Origin of the sequence: Chitinophaga sancti, assembly GCF_034424315.1 — a bacterium.
GTDB classification, from domain to species: Bacteria; Bacteroidota; Bacteroidia; order Chitinophagales; family Chitinophagaceae; genus Chitinophaga; species Chitinophaga sancti.
Genome location: NZ_CP139972.1, coordinates 374,787 through 391,360, shown reverse-complemented (window position 1 = coordinate 391,360; position 16,574 = coordinate 374,787). Strand labels below are relative to the sequence as shown.

The window sequence follows — 16,574 nt, the reverse complement described above, 5'->3', positions numbered from 1 at the left end:
GGAGATAATTTATGATTGCGGGATAAATCGTAGAAGGCGGTATCTTTCTAATTAGAACTCATTTCATAATTGAAATTTAAGTATTGATTATCAATTGAAAATGCCTATTTATGAAATGAATTCCAGGCTAGAAATACCTATCTATGAAATAAGTTCTAATAATAATATAATTACTGCCGGATAAGTCCTAATTATTCCCCAACTCCTGCAACTCTTCCAAATATTCACTCACACTCTTCCCCGTACTCTTTTTAAATACCCTGGAGAAATATCTTGGATCACTAAACCCTAACTCATAAGCCAATTCTTTCACCGACACCTTCGTGTACTGCAGCTTCCGCTGCGCCTCCAACATCAACCTGTTCGTTATCCATTCCTTCGGTGATACCCCTGCAAACTCTTTCACTATCCCATACAAAGTTCCTGATGTCAATGCCAACTGATCTGCTATCCCCTGCACATCATGCTGCTCACTCAAATTCGTTTCTACCGCCATCTTAAAAGCGATATACTTTGACAATTTCGCGCCCGTATGCACATCCTGCTCTCCATACTGCTCAAAATATGCCGTATTAAACTCTGTCAGCACCGTATGCAAATGTGCCAGTATCACCTCCGCTTTCCGCTGCCTGCCCGGCGCATGCAATAACTGGAACAAACCAGACAATAAGTTCTTCACCCGCAACTGTGACGCAGGATCAAAGGAAATCGCATTTACATTGTAAGGATTCACCAGGAAAGGATAAGTTCCCGGCAACAACATCAGCGTGCGCTCATCAAATGATAACGCATATTGAAAATTATTTTTATCGTAAGGTAGTTTCGTAAACACCTGGTTTGGCAAGCCAAATACCAACCCGCCATCTGCAATACTGAATTCGTTCAGATCTGTCACAAAGGTGGCCGCACCACTTACTATGAACTGGAAATAATAAAAGGTCAACCTATGCGGCTGGGATAAGATCTCCATCACATCTTCCGGTAAAGGTATCGCACAGTTTTGATTCAACGCGATTGATAATTTATCGTGGTGCCTGATTTTCTCTAACATCCCTTTCGTATCCTGCATAGATTTGAATTTGCTGCAAAATTAAGGATAAAATTCATCCATTATACCCTCTCCTGAACACCGCCGGCGTGACCCCGACTACCCTTTTAAACAACCTGTTAAAATAGCTCACACTCTCAAACCCCACCTCATAACATACCTCCCCCGCACTCTTCCCCTGCAACAACAAATTTTTCGCATTACTCATCCTGTACTGATTCACAAAATCTGTAAAAGTCATTTTCGTCTGCCGCTTAAAATACCTGCAAAATGCCGCTGTACCCAAATGCACCCTGGCCGCTATCTCATTCACATCCGGCTCCTTATCATAATTCTCATGCACATAGTCATAAATCGTACCCATCCTCACCTTATCATTCAACAACCACTTTACCCCCGTATCCCCCTCATTCAACACTTCTACCTCCCCCGACCTGCCCAATAACTGAAAAATTTCCAACAGCCCCAGCAAGGCCTCAAACGGGTGCTCCATATCCACCTCTTTCAGCCGTTTTACGACCTTTTCCTTCGTGTCTCCATAAAAAGCCAACCCTTTATGTGATCGCTCAAATAAAGCCCTTATTTCCCCAAATTCCGCGGTTGGTAATATCAATGCCTCCAGGAAATCGACCTTCAGCTGTACCACGATCTGCTTATACTCCGTCTCCAACCCATAATCAAAGTTCAAATGTGGCACATTCGGCCCTATCAGTACCAGATCACTCCCTGTATACCCCGAAATATGCCTCCCTACATGCCTGATCCCACTCACGGCCTCTACATACACCAATTCAATCTCCGGATGGAAATGCCAGTAAAAATTCTTCCGCATGCTGGGCGAGAACAATTTAAAGGAGTGCCCAAGTTGGATCTCTATTTTCTCTTTCCTGATCTTCATGAGCATTAAAATAATCAATACAGGGCAATTTTCAGTCATTACAGGGAGAATTTCCCTGCCGCCAATTCCGGAATTTTGACATAAATCACGTCTATGAATCACACACTTAACACCGCGCACAAAGCTATTCCTGGTAACCCCTCCGTTGCCACCACCAGCACTCGTCAACTCAATACCCGCCCCCATGGCGGGAAATTACGCATCCTCTCCGAAGCCGACTGGAAATTCTGGATAGAAAATGGTTACATCATCGTCAAACAGGCCGTTCCCCGCGAACAAGCTACCCGCCTTGCCAATTACCTCTGGGAATTTGAGGGAAAGGACCCACAAAACCCGGATACCTGGTACACACCAACCCAACAAATGAAAATGACGGAACTCACCAATACCGGCATGGTAGAGATTTACCAGCATCAATACCTTTGGGATAACCGCCAGTTTCCCCGTATTCACCAGGCATTTGCCGACATCTGGGGCATGGAGGAACTCTGGGTGACCATTGACCGCGCAAACCTCAATTTTCCCATCCGCCCTGGTCATGAATACAAAGGCTTCATTCACTGGGATTATGATCCGGAAACCAAACCACAAAATGTTCAGGGAGTACTCGCTCTCGCAGATCAGACCGACGAAAATATGGGAGGCTTTCAATGCATCCCGGAGCTCTTCAGAACTTATGATACCTGGAAACTGACCCAGCCTGAAGGGCGTGATCATTTTAAACCTGATACGACCGGGTTTACACCAACCAAAGTGAAACTGGAAGCAGGAGATCTGCTCATCTTTAACAGTGCTCAGCCACATGGCATACGAGCCAATAACAGTAAGGATAAAGTGCGCATTGCACAATATATTTCCATGATGCCAGCCGATGAAAGCAATGAAGAAATGAGGCAATGGCGTATTCGCTCCTGGAGAGAAAAAGTGGCACCTGATGGATATGCATTCCCGGGTGATCCTTTGAAGAGGGAAAAACAACAACCTTTAGCCACACTGACGGAGCTGGGAGAAAAATTGTTAGGATTAAAGAAATGGTAAATAAAAAGAGGTTGTATCAAAGGTGAAATTTCCCGGATCTTATCCGGATACATGAGGGAGTGAGTGAGTGTTTATGAAATTCTCAATGCCTCAAAATTGCCTTTGATACAACCTCTATACGCCTAATAACTCCAGATTATATTTACAAATACATTCCGCCCCATTCGCGGAACCCGGTTCCAATCCGCAAAGGTGGTATACTTCTTATCAAACAAATTCTCTGCACCCGTCTTCAGCATCAATGACTGCTTTCCAAAATTAAACTTATATGAAGCAGACACATTCAATACCGCATACGCCGGCAAAGCCTGTTCGCCAAACTCAGGATTGTACCTATCCTGCGCTGCTGCCCCATTACAGGTCACATCTGCCGTGAATGATTTCAAGCTAAACGCTAATCCTGAACTATAGGTGAAAGGTTGTATCAAAGGCAAATGCTTAACATTCTCTCCCGAACCACTGCGATAGCCCAAACGATTGCTCCAGGTGAAATTTCTATTTAGTTTAAAATCTCCCTCTACACCAATATTGAAAATATTTGCATAGGCCAGCTGTTCATACACTTTCACGCCGGCGGCTCCAATCGTCATCACACTCAATCCTGCACGGGGTCTTCCAATGATATAATCCATCAGGTGAAAATAAGACGCTGACAGTTTTCCGGAAAACCATGATCGATGAAACAACACAGCCCCATTTAAACTAACTGATTTTTCATTCTTCATTTCCGGGTTACCAATGTAATCATAGCGGTCAAAACTATTGAATAAATAATAGCCATAGCCTTCTGATACACTGGGTGCACGCTCGCCATAAGCGACGCCAAGCGTATACTGAACATGGTCATTTGTATAATTCAGGGCAGTAGACAAGCGCTTTAGCAATCGAAGTTTACTACGCTCCATGCCGGGATAAAAGATCTTTAAACTTTCCAATCCCAGGTGATCATCCACTATGTTATCCTGCACACCAGCTCCTCCATTGATCGTTGCACGCCAATGTTTAGAAATTGCGTAATTATCTTCCCCATACACATCACCGTAATAAGTAAGCACACCTGGCCAGGTAAGCATGAACATATCCTTTTCTCCGGCGGTATTGGAGAACATCGTCATCTCAGCCAGGGATTTATTGTAATGCCCGCTGATATTTGCCTTCCAGCTATGTTTTTGGCTAAGTCCCTGTAAGGAGGAGTAAAATCCCGCTGTCTTGCTCCATCCCGGCATATCCATACGAATAGCGACCACAGGTCGTTTCGTATCGTCCATCACATGCGTGATTGTATTGTAGTATACTTTCGTTTCCCATCCATGACGAATATACGCCAGTGAAGCAATCACCCCTCTTGCCAGCCCCACATCCATCGTCAATGCAGGATAACCGACATTTACCGCACGATCATAGATCAGGGAAGCCTCCAGGCGGGCATGTTCATTCACTTTGTAACCAGCTATCGCAGATACATTGTATTTGGTATACTGAGAATATAAAACTTCCTCGCCACCGCCTGCTTTATAATTACCGGCATGCCTGTAAGTAAAGTCAAGATTGGCAAACAACTTAGGTTGTGCATATGCCATGGCGCCACCGATCACCTGTTGCTGACTATTCGTTTCAAAACCAGTGAACAGCATACCGGACAAATTCTTTTCACCAAAGGTTCCTTTGTTTCTCACAAGGTCCAGGCTGCCTGCAATGGCAGCACCACCAGCGGAACCGGACTGGCCACTGTGCACATTCACCTTTGCCAGGTTGGTGATGTCTACATAAGATGTAACAGGGTCCATCTTGTCGGTACAAGCAGCATAGATGCGCATACCATCTATAGTTACCACACTTCTTTCTGCCGTCATACCATTTAAATAAGGTTCCCAGGCATAAGCACCACGCCTCACCATGTTTACCATATTGGATTTCTCCAGGTATTTATCCAGTGTAGATAATGGTTTATCTGTCTGATCTGATAATGAGCGCTTGTGAATGATCACAACTTCTTTGAGCAAATCTGTCTTAATGGTATCCTGCGAATAAACGGTAATGCTGCAAAGTATAAATAAAAGAGTCAGGCGAAACATACAATCCCGTTTTAGAATTCCAGTTCAAAATAGATGCTACTACCTTCATTTGTATCAGTTACTGCCTCGCCTTTAATGATTGTCTGCGTAGCATCTGCCAGTTGCAAATTAATCTTCCAGTAACCAGTCATTGTCAAACTCAGCTTACCATAATACATACCAGCTGTTCCCTGTGTAAGATTAACATTATTGGGAGAGGTATGATTGCCCATACCGGTCATTCTCGGGTCGATCTTAATAGTGTAATTATTGACTACCACAAAACTTGTCATAGACTCCATTTTGTACAACACTGCAGAAATATCATTCACTGCTACGGCAGGTTTAACAGGGTTGACCAGTGCCAGCACATAACGGTTATTATCACTACCCTGAAATGTTTCTACCACACGCTTTGCTGAGGCGGCAACCTGTATGGTATCTGTTACAGTATAAGCAACATCGTCAATGGTGTAATTAACCTTCAGATCCCAGTATTCTTCTTCTGTACCGGCCATCTGGAAAACGATGTATCCTTTATTTTTACTGATAGTGGAAGCCGGGCAGGAATGTGTCATACCCATCATATGCATAGTTGGTGTCCAGGTAATAGTTGCATTGTTTACCGTGTTGCCCTGTGCGTTTTTAATCCGGACATATATTTCATTATAACCTGTCTGGAATTTGCCACTGGTAGTATACAGCTCTATCTTGTGGGTATTATTATTCAGTGTAGTTACCAGGGTGAATCCTTCCAGATCGTTTGTTACCACAGCATCGTCTTTTTTACTACAGGATACAAAACAGGAAAAGGATATTAATATCAAAAGAGATTTAAGTAAGTTCATTGTTGCAATATTTAGAAAGTAATGGGTATAGGTTTACCCTTATGTGCCTGCAATATTTTAATAAGCAATACACATTCACGCAGCATGCGCAGGGCATTCTGTAATATTTGATTTGAAAACTGAAAAACTGAAATGACTTAAGCCTGTGGAGGTTTCTTACGAGGGTCAGTAAACAGGTAAGTATATTGAGGATTTGTAAAGACAGGATATTTCCTCTCTCCCATTTGTGTAAACTCTTGTCTGGTGAAGTTTATACAAGGAGGAACAGGGCAGGCCAGGGCTTCTGACTGTAGTTCTTTTAATAATTTCTCGGTACTGTTCTCTCTTTGTTCCTTTTGCATTTTTGCCAGCTGGCACTTACCGTTACAATGTAACTCTGGTTTGTTCTTATTTTCACAAAAAGCACTGACAAAGAGTTGGGTATCGTATTCGTAGATAGCATATAATATTGAGGTTTTCATACTCCCAACCAGGAAGATTAAAAACAGGAAAGGACTCAATATGACGGCTAGTTTTCGCAATGCGGGTACAATAGTTCCTGCGAAAGTATATAATATTATTTAGGAAAGGAAGAATGACGTCTTATAAATTCCTGATTGTAGTCAGGGATGAGCCGTATGTGAAAGTAAATTGAGCTTTCTGTGCAATACTGCTTAACAATTTATGTCTGACCTTTGTTTTATTAATCAACAATGCAAGCACAATGGAAAAAATACAATTAGGTACAAACGGTCCGCTAGTTTCCAAAATCGGTTTGGGCTGTATGCGCATGTCTTCTGTATGGGGAGGCCCTACCAATGACGAGACTGAGAGCGTGGCTACGATTCAGCAGGCACTGGATAGCGGGATTAATTTTCTCAATACCGGTGATTTCTACGGTGCGGGACACAATGAGTTGCTCGTAGGCAAGGCTATTAAAGGCAGAAGAGACGATGCATTTATCAGTGTAAAGTTTGGTGCGATCTTCGACAATGGACATATGTTAGGGCTGGATATCCGTCCGGTTGCAATCAGGAATTTCATTAACTATTCCCTTGTGCGCCTGGGTATAGATACGATTGATTTGTATCAACCCTGCAGACTTGACAATAGTGTGCCCATTGAAGATGTAATTGGAACAGTGGCCGACCTGATCAAAGAAGGCAAGGTACGTTACCTGGGAGTATCTGAGATCACGCCGGCTCAGTTGCGCAAAGCAAATAGCGTATATCCTGTAAGTGCGCTGGAAATAGGTTATTCACTGGCGGACCGGCAGATAGAAAATGAGTTGTTGCCAACGGCGAAAGAATTGGGTATTGGTGTAGTGGCATTTGCGAACACAGCAGAAGGGCTGCTTACAGGTGATATGAAGGCTCCACTGCCGGCGGGTAGTTACCAGGCGCACTTTCCACGTTTCCAGGGAGAAAAGCTGGTGAAGAACCTGGAAAAGGTAGAGGTTTTAAAGAAGATGGCGAAAGATAAAGGATTTACCCCTACCCAACTGGCAATTGCATGGGTGAATGCACAGGGTGATCATATTATGCCATTAGTAAGTATGAGCAGGAGATCACGTCTGCCGGAGAATTTGCAGGCGATGGAGATTGTGTTTACACCAGCTGAGCTGGAGATTTTGAATAGTACGTTTGCACCGGGAGCGATATTGGGTGGTACTTATCTGCAACGATAAGATTGCTATGAGTGCCTGCCAGGCAGGCGCTCATATTTTGGGCCGGGGTGAACTTATGAAATTGATAGACGAGTATACGCTATTCATTTTGCAAAATTGCATTGAAGTGTTGAGGGCATTGGTTCATTCGTGAAAATGGGGGAAATTAGCCAGCAGGAATATAGGGTAGCGTAAGCACCTCTTCATTCGTGAAAATGACGAATAAATGATAACTTTGCGCCCAAATCAAGAAAAAACGAATGATTAAGATCAATCAGGAATATTCTTTCCCTCTTGAAAATGTATTGTTCTCTTTTGCACTGGCAGCTGAAGCGGCAGAGGTATTTGAAAGTCATCATACATTGATTACAGGGATTGGAAAGGTGAATGCAGCTTATGAACTGACGAAAGCGATACAGGTTAAAAGACCGGCAGTGATTGTAAACCTGGGTTCTGCGGGGAGTAATTTCTTTAAGAAAGGAGAGGTGGTTTGCTGCACGAAGTTTATACAGCGGGATATGGATGTAAGAGGTTTGGGATATGCACAGTATGAAACACCCTTATCTGGTGTACCACCATTACTTGAATATGGTTTGACAATGGATGGAGTAAATGTAGCGACTTGCGGAACAGGAGATAATTTTGAAATGGGGCATTCTTCCAGTGCTTATAAGGTGGTGGATATGGAAGCATATGCGATTGCACTGATTGCGATGAAAGAAAAGATCCCCTTTCTTTGTTTGAAATATATTTCTGATGGTGCGGATGATAATGCTGCGGAGGATTGGCTGGTGCAGGTGCATAAAGCAGCCGTAGCTTATGGAGAGTTATTGCAATTGAAAAAGTAAGGGTGGGGCTGCCTAAAAAGGGTACCCCCTCCCAGGTGGAGGATGGAGACCAAATGGCTTTAACGCAATTCACAGCGCCTTCATTTTGCTTTTTAGCCAGCCCCATTATTTCTGCACCCTGTTTACCTCTTCAGGAGCTATTCCGCTTTGACTGATCACCTTCCCGAATCTATAGCTGAAACTCAGGGTAACTTTCCTTGATGGAGAATAGGAATTTAAATAAACATCCGTATGCAGGAAAAAATCTATCCAGAACAGATCAGCAACATCCAGACTTATACTTCCTTTCTTTTTAACGACTTCTTTTTTTACCCCCATACTCAGCGCACCTCCAGGCTGCACAGTCGTAATATCATAAATCGCTTTTGAATTATACCAACCACTTAGCTCCGCATGCCAGCCGGCACTAATACTAAAATCGTTATGTGTATTTAAGAGGTATCTTTTTCTTTCACATTGGCAAGCCGTTTTAGCACCACTGTTTCTATTTTATTGCCTTAATTACCGAGGGAATCGATGGCTACCAATGAAGGCAGTGTATGCTGGTCGGTCAGCAGTATTATTTCTTCCATTTGCACGGTACGGGGATTCCATTGAAACGCCCCTTCAGGGTGGTATGTTTTGCAGCCCTTTCTGACTCCTAAGTGTTCTTGTTTACGGGATACTTGCCGGGAGAACTGTCCGGGTTACGGGTAGCAGTAATTGTTTCAGATTAAGGGTTTGGATGCAGGGATATTTTCGGTGTAGGGGTTTAGCAACAGCCAGCAGGGAGTGCCAATAAAGTATTGCGCATCAGGGTTTGTTTCATAGAATTGTTCAAGGGGATTTAAGGATTGTTTTCTGAAGAAAAAAATAGTTTTAGCTAAAAATTGTAGTATACTTGCTAATAATTTTAGTATTCATTTAAAACCCATGTCTATGCTAACAAATAAAGCTGAGGTGATTAAACGCCTGCAGCAGGATATATTGCATCTTCAGGGATTTAAATCAAAAAACAGTGAGGAGCATTTATTGGGTTTAGGCCCGGTGGAGGCGGCATTTCCCAATGGGATTTTTGCGACTGGTGTGATACATGAATTTGTAAGTGAGGGTAGTGAGGAGACGGCAGCTACATTTGGGTTTGTGAGTGGAGTATTATCAAAATTAATGACGGATGCAAGGCCGTGTATCTGGGTTTGCCCCAGTCGCAATTTGTTTCCGTTGGCCTTGAAGAAATTTAATATAGAAACGACGAGGATTATTTTTATTGAGACGGCGACTGATCAGGAGAGTTTGTGGGTGATGGAAGAGGCTTTGAAATGTGATGGGATTGCTGTGGTGGTGGGAGAGATTCCGAGGATTTCATTTTCTCAATCCAGGAGATTGCAGTTGGCGGTAGAGAAAAGTAAGGTAACGGGATTTCTGCTTCGGTCATTTAAAGCACAGCATGTGTTGGCGAGTGTGGCGAAGTGGCACATTTCGCCATTGCCGGGCTTGTGTTTGGATGGGATGCCGGGAGTGGGGTTCCCGCAGTGGAAGGTGGAGTTGGTGAAGGTAAGGAATGGGAAACCGGGGAGTTGGAAAGTGGCCTGGATGTTGGAAGGGTTTGAAGTAATGGGAATGGATGGGGAGCTTTTACGTCAGGGGGATTTATTAAATCCATTGCAAAAGCCGCCATTAAAAGCAAGCCACCTTCAATCAAAAATAATTTAAGCATGGCAAAGAGATATATTGCCATATGGTTTCGTCACCTACTGACCGATTGGTATATCCGCAAACATCCTGATTGCGGCAACCTGCCACTTGTATTTTCAATAAATCAACGGGGTAAGCAGGTAATAACCGCCACTTCCAAAAAAACCGAAGATGCGGGTATTTATATGGGGATGGCTGTAGCCGATGCCAAAGCTATTTTCCCAGAACTGCAGGTCACTGCTTATACACCCGACCAGGAACATACATTACTCAACGCGCTTGGCCAATGGTGCATACGCTATTCGCCCGTAGTTGCCATCGACCAGCCTGATGGCCTTCTCATTGATGCTTCCGGTTGTGCTCACCTATGGGGTGGTGAACAAAATTACCTCACTGAAATTATTCTTAAACTCAAAGCTTACGGGTACGATGTACGGGGTGCTATGGCAGATACGATTGGCACTGCATGGGCAGTATCCAGGTATAGCAGCGATACGATCATTGTAGCTGGCGGATTTGAAAGGAAGGCGTTACGGCCACTTCCACCTGCTTCTTTGCGACTGGAAGAAGCACTTCTGGCTAAATTACAGCAGCTGGGTTTTCATAAAATTGAGGATTTTATTCATTTGCCTTTAAATGCCTTGAAACGAAGATTTGGGCAGGTGTTTATTTTACGATTAAAGCAGGCACTGGGAGCTGAAAGGGAAGACATTATTCCAATTGGTGTGCCGCCTGTATATGAAGAACGGCTTTCCAGTCAGGATCCTATTAAAACAGCGAAGGCCATTATCATCGCGCTGACTAATTTATTGGATGTTATCTGTCATAAATTACAGCAGGAAGGGAAAGGGATCCGTACAGCTACGCTGTTATGTTACAGAATAGATGACCAGGTGGTGCAAATTACGATTGGCACGAATGGGGCTTCAAATAATGCAGCTCATCTACTTAAATTATTTGAATTAAAAATACCAACGCTGGCTCCGGGGCCGGGGATTGATCTATTTATTTTGCAGGCATCGCTGGTGGAAGATGTGATTGCGGCGCAGGAAAAGATCTGGTCAGCTACGGGGTCGGCCGATAATAATATAACGAAGTTACTGGACAGAATTGAAAGTAAGATTGGAGTTGGGAGTGTAAAAAGGTACCAGGTAGTGGAGCATTACTGGCCTGAGATGTCGGTGCAGGTAATAGGTGTGAAAGAGGAGCAAAAAATGATGAATGCGGGTGACAATAAAGAACAGGTAAATCTTTTACAGGACAAGAATTTACTATTAAATCTATCTACTCCCCGCCCGGAAAAGCTCCTTCCTACCCCACTGCCAATTGAAGTCACTGCGCCAATTCCGGACTACCCACCTATGAATTTCCGTTTCCTCGGCCGCCTGCATGAAATTAAAAAAGCTGACGGGCCGGAACGGATAGAAAGAGAATGGTGGTTGGATGATGGAGAACACCGGGATTATTACATCGTAGAAGATGCAGCAGGCAGACGGTATTGGATTTTCCGGCTTGGACATTATGCAGTTAATCAATCACAATGGTTCATTCATGGATTTTTTGCTTAAAAGATCTTTCATTAATTGCTCTTTTTTGCGCCAGGCATCTTTACCCGATTATTCAAAGGTCTATTGAATAAAGAACCTATTCTACTGATTATTCAAAGCGCTTTTTAATAAAAACATTTCTACTGGTTACACAAAAGCGCTTTTGCGCAAAGAACATTTCTACCGGTCATTAATTTCTTTTTGCATTAAGCCTCTTTTGCTTTAGCAATCTTTCATCCGGTTCATCACCCTCCATAACAACCACCCAGAGATTCTGCTCAATAATGAACTACATCGAACTACAAATAACCAGCAATTTCAGCTTTCTCCGCGGTGCCTCCCATCCAGAGGAACTCGTAGCGCAAGCCTCTCTATACGGCTACTCTGCCATCGCCATCACCGACCACAACACCCTTGCCGGCGTTGTTCGTGCCCACGTAGCCGCAAAAGCCAAAGGTATGCGCATCATCCCCGGCGCCACGCTTAAGCTCCAGGATGGCCCCTCCCTCCTCGCCCTGCCCACCAACAAAACCGCCTATGGCCGCCTCTCAAAACTTCTTACCACCGGCAATCTCCGCACGGAAAAAGGTAAATGCGAACTCTATAAAAAAGATGTCTACGCCCACAAAGAAGATATCCAATTCATCATCATCCCTCCCCAGGAACTAAATGATAAATTTGATTTCGACCCCCCATTCAAACAAGCTGTAAAAGAATACAAAGAAACATTGGGAAATGCCCTCTCCCTCGCCGCCGTGCGTACCTATCATGGCCTGGATCAAAAACGCTTTTTTCGTTTACACCAATTAGCCCAAATACACAACATCCCCCTCGTTGCCACCAACGACGTCCATTACCATGAAAAATCCCGCCGCCAGCTCCAGGATGTCCTCACCTGCACCAGAGAAAAATGCACCATTACCCAGGCCGGCTTCAAACTACACTCCAACGCCGAACGCTATATGAAAGCGCCGGAAGAGATGATCCGACTTTTCCGGCAATACCCCAACGCCATCGAAAGAACCATCGAGATCGCAAACGCCTGCCAGTTCGACCTGGATACATTAGAATATGTTTACCCCGAAGAAATTCTTGATAAAAACAAAACACCTCTCCAGCAGCTCACCGACCTTGCCTGGGAAGGTGCTCATGAACACTTTGGAGACATCATTCCCGATTCCATCTCCAACGCCATCAACCACGAGCTTACATTCATCGAAGAAATGAATTACGCTTCCTACTTCCTCACGGTCTACGACATTGTAAAATTCGCCCGCTCCCAGGGTATTCTCTGTCAGGGAAGAGGCTCCGCCGCTAATTCTACCATCTGTTACTGCCTCGGCATTACTGCCGTTAATCCTACCAAATTCGATCTCCTATTCGAACGCTTCATTTCCTCTGCCCGTAATGAACCACCCGATATCGATGTCGATTTCGAACATGAAAGGCGCGAAGAAGTGATCCAGTACGTCTACAATAAATATGGCCGTAACAGGGCGGCTATCGTCGCCACCGTTACCCAGCAACACTTCAGAGGAGCCCTTCGTGATGTAGGCAAAGCTATGGGCCTCTCTGTCGATACCCTGCAACAATTATCCAAAGCAATCAGCAGGCATACTGAAACCTTTGATGCCCGGTTGCTGGTTGAACAAGGCCTTAATCCTGAAGATCCGAATCTTAAAAAAGTAGTGGAACTCACCAACCAGATGATCGGCTTTCCAAGACAATTAGGGCAGCATACCGGTGGTTTCATCATTACCCAGGATCAGTTGACTGACCTCTGCCCTATCCTGAATGCCCGCATGGAAGACCGGACAAATATCGAATGGAATAAGGACGATATTGATGCCCTGGGATTTCTGAAAATTGACATCCTCGCGCTGGGTATGCTTACCTGTATCCGCAAAGCTTTTGTGCTGGCCAGGGAGCATTATGACCTGCACCTGACCCTTGCAAATATTCCCCAGGATGATCCCCGGGTGTATGAAATGATCAGCAATGCGGATACCATTGGCGTATTCCAGATTGAAAGCAGGGCACAACAATCTATGCTTCCCAGGCTACGCCCTGAAAAATTTTATGACCTGGTGATCGAAGTCGCTATCGTTCGGCCCGGGCCTATTCAGGGAGACATGGTGCACCCTTACCTGAGAAGACGGAACGGAGAAGAAGCCGTTGAATATCCATCCAAAGAACTGGAAGATATTCTTGGTAAGACACTAGGTGTACCACTGTTTCAGGAACAAGCTATGAAAATCGCCATCGTGGCTGCAGGCTTTACGCCAGCCGAAGCGGACATGCTAAGGCGCAGCATGGCCACTTTCAAAGCACAGGGCCAGGTGACACAGTTTGAAAGAAAACTGATCGATGGTATGGTGAAAAAGGGATACAAACAGGATTTCGCACAACGGGTATTCAGACAATTGGAAGGATTCGGTGCCTATGGTTTTCCTGAATCACATGCAGCCAGTTTTGCGCTCCTGGTCTATGTTTCTTCATGGCTGAAATGCTTTTATCCGGATGTATTTGCCAGCGCCCTGCTGAACAGTATGCCGATGGGATTTTATCAACCCGCGCAGATCGTTTCTGATGCACGTAAACATGGAGTGGAAGTAAGACCTGTTGATATCAATCATTCTATATGGGACAATACATTAGAAGAAAAGTCAGGCGCTTATTGCGCGATGAGACTAGGGTTCAGACAGGTGACTGGTTTACGGGCAGACGATATCAAACAGCTCCTCCAACACCGCGCAGAAGGATTCAACTCGGTTAATCAACTATATGATGCCGGTATTAAGCTAAGCACTTTAGAAAAACTGGCCAATGCGGATGCCTTCCGATCTATTGGATTAGATAGGAGAAAAGCGCTCTGGGAAGTGTCTGCATTACATGACCACCCTATTGCCTTATTTGCCGGACAACCTTCTGAAACTACTTTTGAATCACAGATCGAACTACCACTCATGAGTATGCCGGAACACGTAGTACAGGATTATGCCACGACAGCACTATCACTGAAAGCCCATCCTGTCAGTTTTGTAAGAGAACAATTGGCCGCACTGCACATTTCCACTACACAGGATGTGAACAATGCTGTCAACGGTACCCCCGTGAAGGTAGCCGGATTGGTGCTGGTTAGGCAACGCCCCGGTACCGCATCGGGCGTATGTTTTATCACTATTGAAGATGAAACAGGGTGTAGTAACCTGGTGGTATTCCAGCACGTTTTCACCCAGTTCAAAAGCGATATCGTGCAGTCGAAACTGCTAATGGTAGAAGGTACTTTACAGCGGGAGGAGCAGGTAGTACATGTAATTGTTAAGAAATGTTATAATTTCTCAAAGCTATTACGAAATATGACGGTGATTCCGGATTCGAGAGATTTCAAATAAGTGGTTCTTCTTCCAATAAGGTTACCCCATTCAGATCTCCCTGGCCGCTTTTCAAGAACTCATATGTCAATTTATCTGCCTTACAATCCACAAATTTGATCTTTTTCAGGCTTTTAGATTTAAAAAAAGTATTGACCAGGGTTGCATTTTGAAATATCACCTTCGAAAAACTTCCATTATCAAACACACAATTCTCAACCAGTCCTTCAAATACAATATCTGCAAGGCTCGTTCCCTTGAAGGATGTACCATTCAACACAGCACCGGACAGCAGCACTTTTTGCAAATAACAGGAGGTAAATACAGTACCAGTGAAATCTGATCCGGAGAAATCACAGTCTTTCAAATAACAGGCTATGAGTTGCGTATCCCTGAGGCTACAGTCTTTAAAATTGTCATTAATGATATAGCATTTCTCCAGTTGCCCATCATCAAAGGTTGCTCCCCGTAAATCACACTTATCGATACTATTGCCTTTCATGTGGATACCGGCCAGCTCTGCGCAAACAAATTTTGAGCGCAGTATATTGGAGGTACTGAATTTCTCGTGCAGGTTGTTGATTCCGGAGAAGTCAGCATCTACCCAATTGCCCAGAGACATATCCCAGCTGGGTTTTGCTTTAATCTTCTCTTTTGGGGTAAAATTGACTTCATTATCAGAGAAATAATTAAGATCTACCATTAATATCTCAGCCAGGCGATTCATTGTTGCAATATCAGGGATGGATTCATCCCGTTCCCATTTGCCCACAGCCTGTGGGGTGATGAATAATTGCTTCGCCAATTGTGCCTGGGTCATATTCATATTCTTACGGGCCAGGGCTATTTTGTTACCGATCATAATGATGTTTTTTTGGATATGGCGAAGATATAGGCGGGGAAAACAACCGGGGATATATTGCGCACAACTATTGGTTGTTTTCACGCTACTTCCAGTTGTTTTCAAGCCCATGGCGGATTAGCATGGTTAACTCACCCTCAAATAACTATATTTCCGGGAACCCGATACCCTCTTGTCAAAGGGTTAATGAGGCTATTTACCCCTCAGATAAGCATGACCCAGGTACCCGGTTCTCACTTGCCAATAAGTTAATGAAGCAATTTACCAATAAAATAACCATACTCCGGACACCCGGTATCCACTTGTCAATAGCTAAAAAAGCAATTTACCGCTAAAACAAGCCATACTTCCAGATACCCTGCCCCCACTTGCTGAGGCAATTGACCCTTAAAATAACCATCCTTCCCGGCATCCACCTTCCAGGGCCGCCCCAATTACAATCCCTGCTACAAAAAGCATATTCCAGCGCTCCTTCCTCCATTTGTACTGAAAAAAGGGGATTTCTGCCGGGAAACAAGCTGCACATCCATGACGAAGGTTAACCGAAATGCCAAAATGCTCATTTCGCAGTAACAAAAGTGGGGGTACAAGCAGCCCTAATAATGACCCCGCCACATACCATGGCCAGGCCGCCCTTAAAACATCAATCATTCTTTTTCCCGGAAAACATATCCGCACTCCTGATTTCGTTCAGTGACAAATATCACATCATGATAAAAGTCATCTACAAACAGGATT

Annotated in this window: 13 protein-coding genes; 6 read left to right on the top strand and 7 right to left on the bottom strand. The window is 44.2% G+C overall.

Annotation, left to right across the window (positions count from 1 at the left end; all coding sequences use genetic code 11):
• Positions 1-187: 187 nt before the first annotated feature.
• A complete protein-coding gene (locus tag U0033_RS01355) occupies positions 188-1,069 on the bottom strand; it encodes a helix-turn-helix domain-containing protein (RefSeq protein WP_072357417.1) in 882 nt (293 codons plus the stop codon).
• A 34-nt stretch (positions 1,070-1,103) separates the two neighbouring features.
• Complete coding sequence (locus U0033_RS01350) at positions 1,104-1,946, bottom strand: AraC family transcriptional regulator (protein WP_072357516.1); 843 nt, start codon at positions 1,944-1,946, stop codon at positions 1,104-1,106.
• A gap of 93 nt (positions 1,947-2,039) precedes the next feature.
• Here U0033_RS01350 and U0033_RS01345 point away from each other — a divergent pair, with 93 nt between their 5' ends.
• Positions 2,040-2,984 (top strand): phytanoyl-CoA dioxygenase family protein, encoded by a 945-nt coding sequence (locus tag U0033_RS01345; RefSeq protein WP_072357416.1) that lies wholly within the window; start codon positions 2,040-2,042, stop codon positions 2,982-2,984.
• 122 nt (positions 2,985-3,106) lie between these two features.
• On the opposite strand, the gene U0033_RS01340 is transcribed toward U0033_RS01345, so the two are convergent.
• The 3 genes from U0033_RS01340 to U0033_RS01330 form a co-directional block, all read right to left on the bottom strand.
• Positions 3,107-5,059 carry a TonB-dependent receptor plug domain-containing protein gene (locus U0033_RS01340; RefSeq protein ID WP_072357415.1) on the bottom strand — a complete coding sequence of 651 codons (1,953 nt, stop codon included), beginning with the start codon at positions 5,057-5,059 and terminating at the stop codon, positions 3,107-3,109.
• Positions 5,060-5,070: 11 nt separating this feature from the next.
• On the bottom strand, positions 5,071-5,886 hold the full coding sequence (locus U0033_RS01335; protein ID WP_072357414.1) for a hypothetical protein: 816 nt from the start codon (positions 5,884-5,886) through the stop codon (positions 5,071-5,073).
• 137 nt (positions 5,887-6,023) lie between these two features.
• Positions 6,024-6,347 (bottom strand): hypothetical protein, encoded by a 324-nt coding sequence (locus tag U0033_RS01330; RefSeq protein ID WP_072357413.1) that lies wholly within the window; start codon positions 6,345-6,347, stop codon positions 6,024-6,026.
• Between the two features lie 242 nt (positions 6,348-6,589).
• On the opposite strand from U0033_RS01330, the gene U0033_RS01325 reads away from it, so the two are divergent.
• Together U0033_RS01325 and U0033_RS01320 are read left to right on the top strand one after the other, a co-directional pair.
• A complete protein-coding gene (locus tag U0033_RS01325; protein WP_072357412.1) occupies positions 6,590-7,552 on the top strand; it encodes an aldo/keto reductase in 963 nt (320 codons plus the stop codon).
• A 239-nt stretch (positions 7,553-7,791) separates the two neighbouring features.
• Positions 7,792-8,379, top strand: a complete 588-nt coding sequence (locus U0033_RS01320; protein WP_072357411.1) for a 5'-methylthioadenosine/S-adenosylhomocysteine nucleosidase family protein — start codon at positions 7,792-7,794, stop codon at positions 8,377-8,379.
• Between the two features lie 105 nt (positions 8,380-8,484).
• Here U0033_RS01320 and U0033_RS01315 read toward each other — a convergent pair whose 3' ends face one another.
• Positions 8,485-8,790 carry an outer membrane beta-barrel protein gene (locus U0033_RS01315; protein WP_083571355.1) on the bottom strand — a complete coding sequence of 102 codons (306 nt, stop codon included), beginning with the start codon at positions 8,788-8,790 and terminating at the stop codon, positions 8,485-8,487.
• 507 nt (positions 8,791-9,297) lie between these two features.
• Between U0033_RS01315 and U0033_RS01310 the strand changes: the two genes are divergently transcribed.
• The 3 genes from U0033_RS01310 (at position 9,298) to U0033_RS01300 (ending at position 14,995) form a co-directional block, all read left to right on the top strand.
• Entirely contained in the window at positions 9,298-10,071 is a 774-nt protein-coding gene (locus U0033_RS01310) for an ImuA family protein (protein WP_072357409.1), read from the top strand.
• A 2-nt stretch (positions 10,072-10,073) separates the two neighbouring features.
• Positions 10,074-11,621 (top strand): Y-family DNA polymerase, encoded by a 1,548-nt coding sequence (locus U0033_RS01305; protein WP_072357408.1) that lies wholly within the window; start codon positions 10,074-10,076, stop codon positions 11,619-11,621.
• Between the two features lie 263 nt (positions 11,622-11,884).
• Positions 11,885-14,995, top strand: coding sequence for an error-prone DNA polymerase (locus U0033_RS01300; RefSeq protein WP_072357407.1), 3,111 nt, complete (start codon positions 11,885-11,887; stop codon positions 14,993-14,995).
• Here U0033_RS01300 and U0033_RS01295 read toward each other — a convergent pair.
• On the bottom strand, positions 14,988-15,836 hold the full coding sequence (locus U0033_RS01295) for a pentapeptide repeat-containing protein (RefSeq protein ID WP_072357515.1): 849 nt from the start codon (positions 15,834-15,836) through the stop codon (positions 14,988-14,990). The two genes, U0033_RS01300 and U0033_RS01295, sit on opposite strands and share 8 nt — an antisense overlap.
• Positions 15,837-16,574 lie beyond the last annotated feature (738 nt).

Bases quoted from the DNA above. Each gene is read 5' to 3' on its own strand.
- U0033_RS01355 (WP_072357417.1), bottom strand. From the start codon at position 1,069: ATGCAGGATACGAAAGGGATGTTAGAGAAAATCAGGCACCACGATAAA.
- U0033_RS01350 (WP_072357516.1), bottom strand. From the start codon at position 1,946: ATGAAGATCAGGAAAGAGAAAATAGAGATCCAACTTGGGCACTCCTTT.
- U0033_RS01345 (WP_072357416.1), top strand. From the start codon at position 2,040: ATGAATCACACACTTAACACCGCGCACAAAGCTATTCCTGGTAACCCC.
- U0033_RS01340 (WP_072357415.1), bottom strand. From the start codon at position 5,059: ATGTTTCGCCTGACTCTTTTATTTATACTTTGCAGCATTACCGTTTAT.
- U0033_RS01335 (WP_072357414.1), bottom strand. From the start codon at position 5,886: ATGAACTTACTTAAATCTCTTTTGATATTAATATCCTTTTCCTGTTTT.
- U0033_RS01330 (WP_072357413.1), bottom strand. From the start codon at position 6,347: ATGAAAACCTCAATATTATATGCTATCTACGAATACGATACCCAACTC.
- U0033_RS01325 (WP_072357412.1), top strand. From the start codon at position 6,590: ATGGAAAAAATACAATTAGGTACAAACGGTCCGCTAGTTTCCAAAATC.
- U0033_RS01320 (WP_072357411.1), top strand. From the start codon at position 7,792: ATGATTAAGATCAATCAGGAATATTCTTTCCCTCTTGAAAATGTATTG.
- U0033_RS01310 (WP_072357409.1), top strand. From the start codon at position 9,298: ATGCTAACAAATAAAGCTGAGGTGATTAAACGCCTGCAGCAGGATATA.
- U0033_RS01305 (WP_072357408.1), top strand. From the start codon at position 10,074: ATGGCAAAGAGATATATTGCCATATGGTTTCGTCACCTACTGACCGAT.
- U0033_RS01300 (WP_072357407.1), top strand. From the start codon at position 11,885: ATGAACTACATCGAACTACAAATAACCAGCAATTTCAGCTTTCTCCGC.
- U0033_RS01295 (WP_072357515.1), bottom strand. From the start codon at position 15,836: ATGATCGGTAACAAAATAGCCCTGGCCCGTAAGAATATGAATATGACC.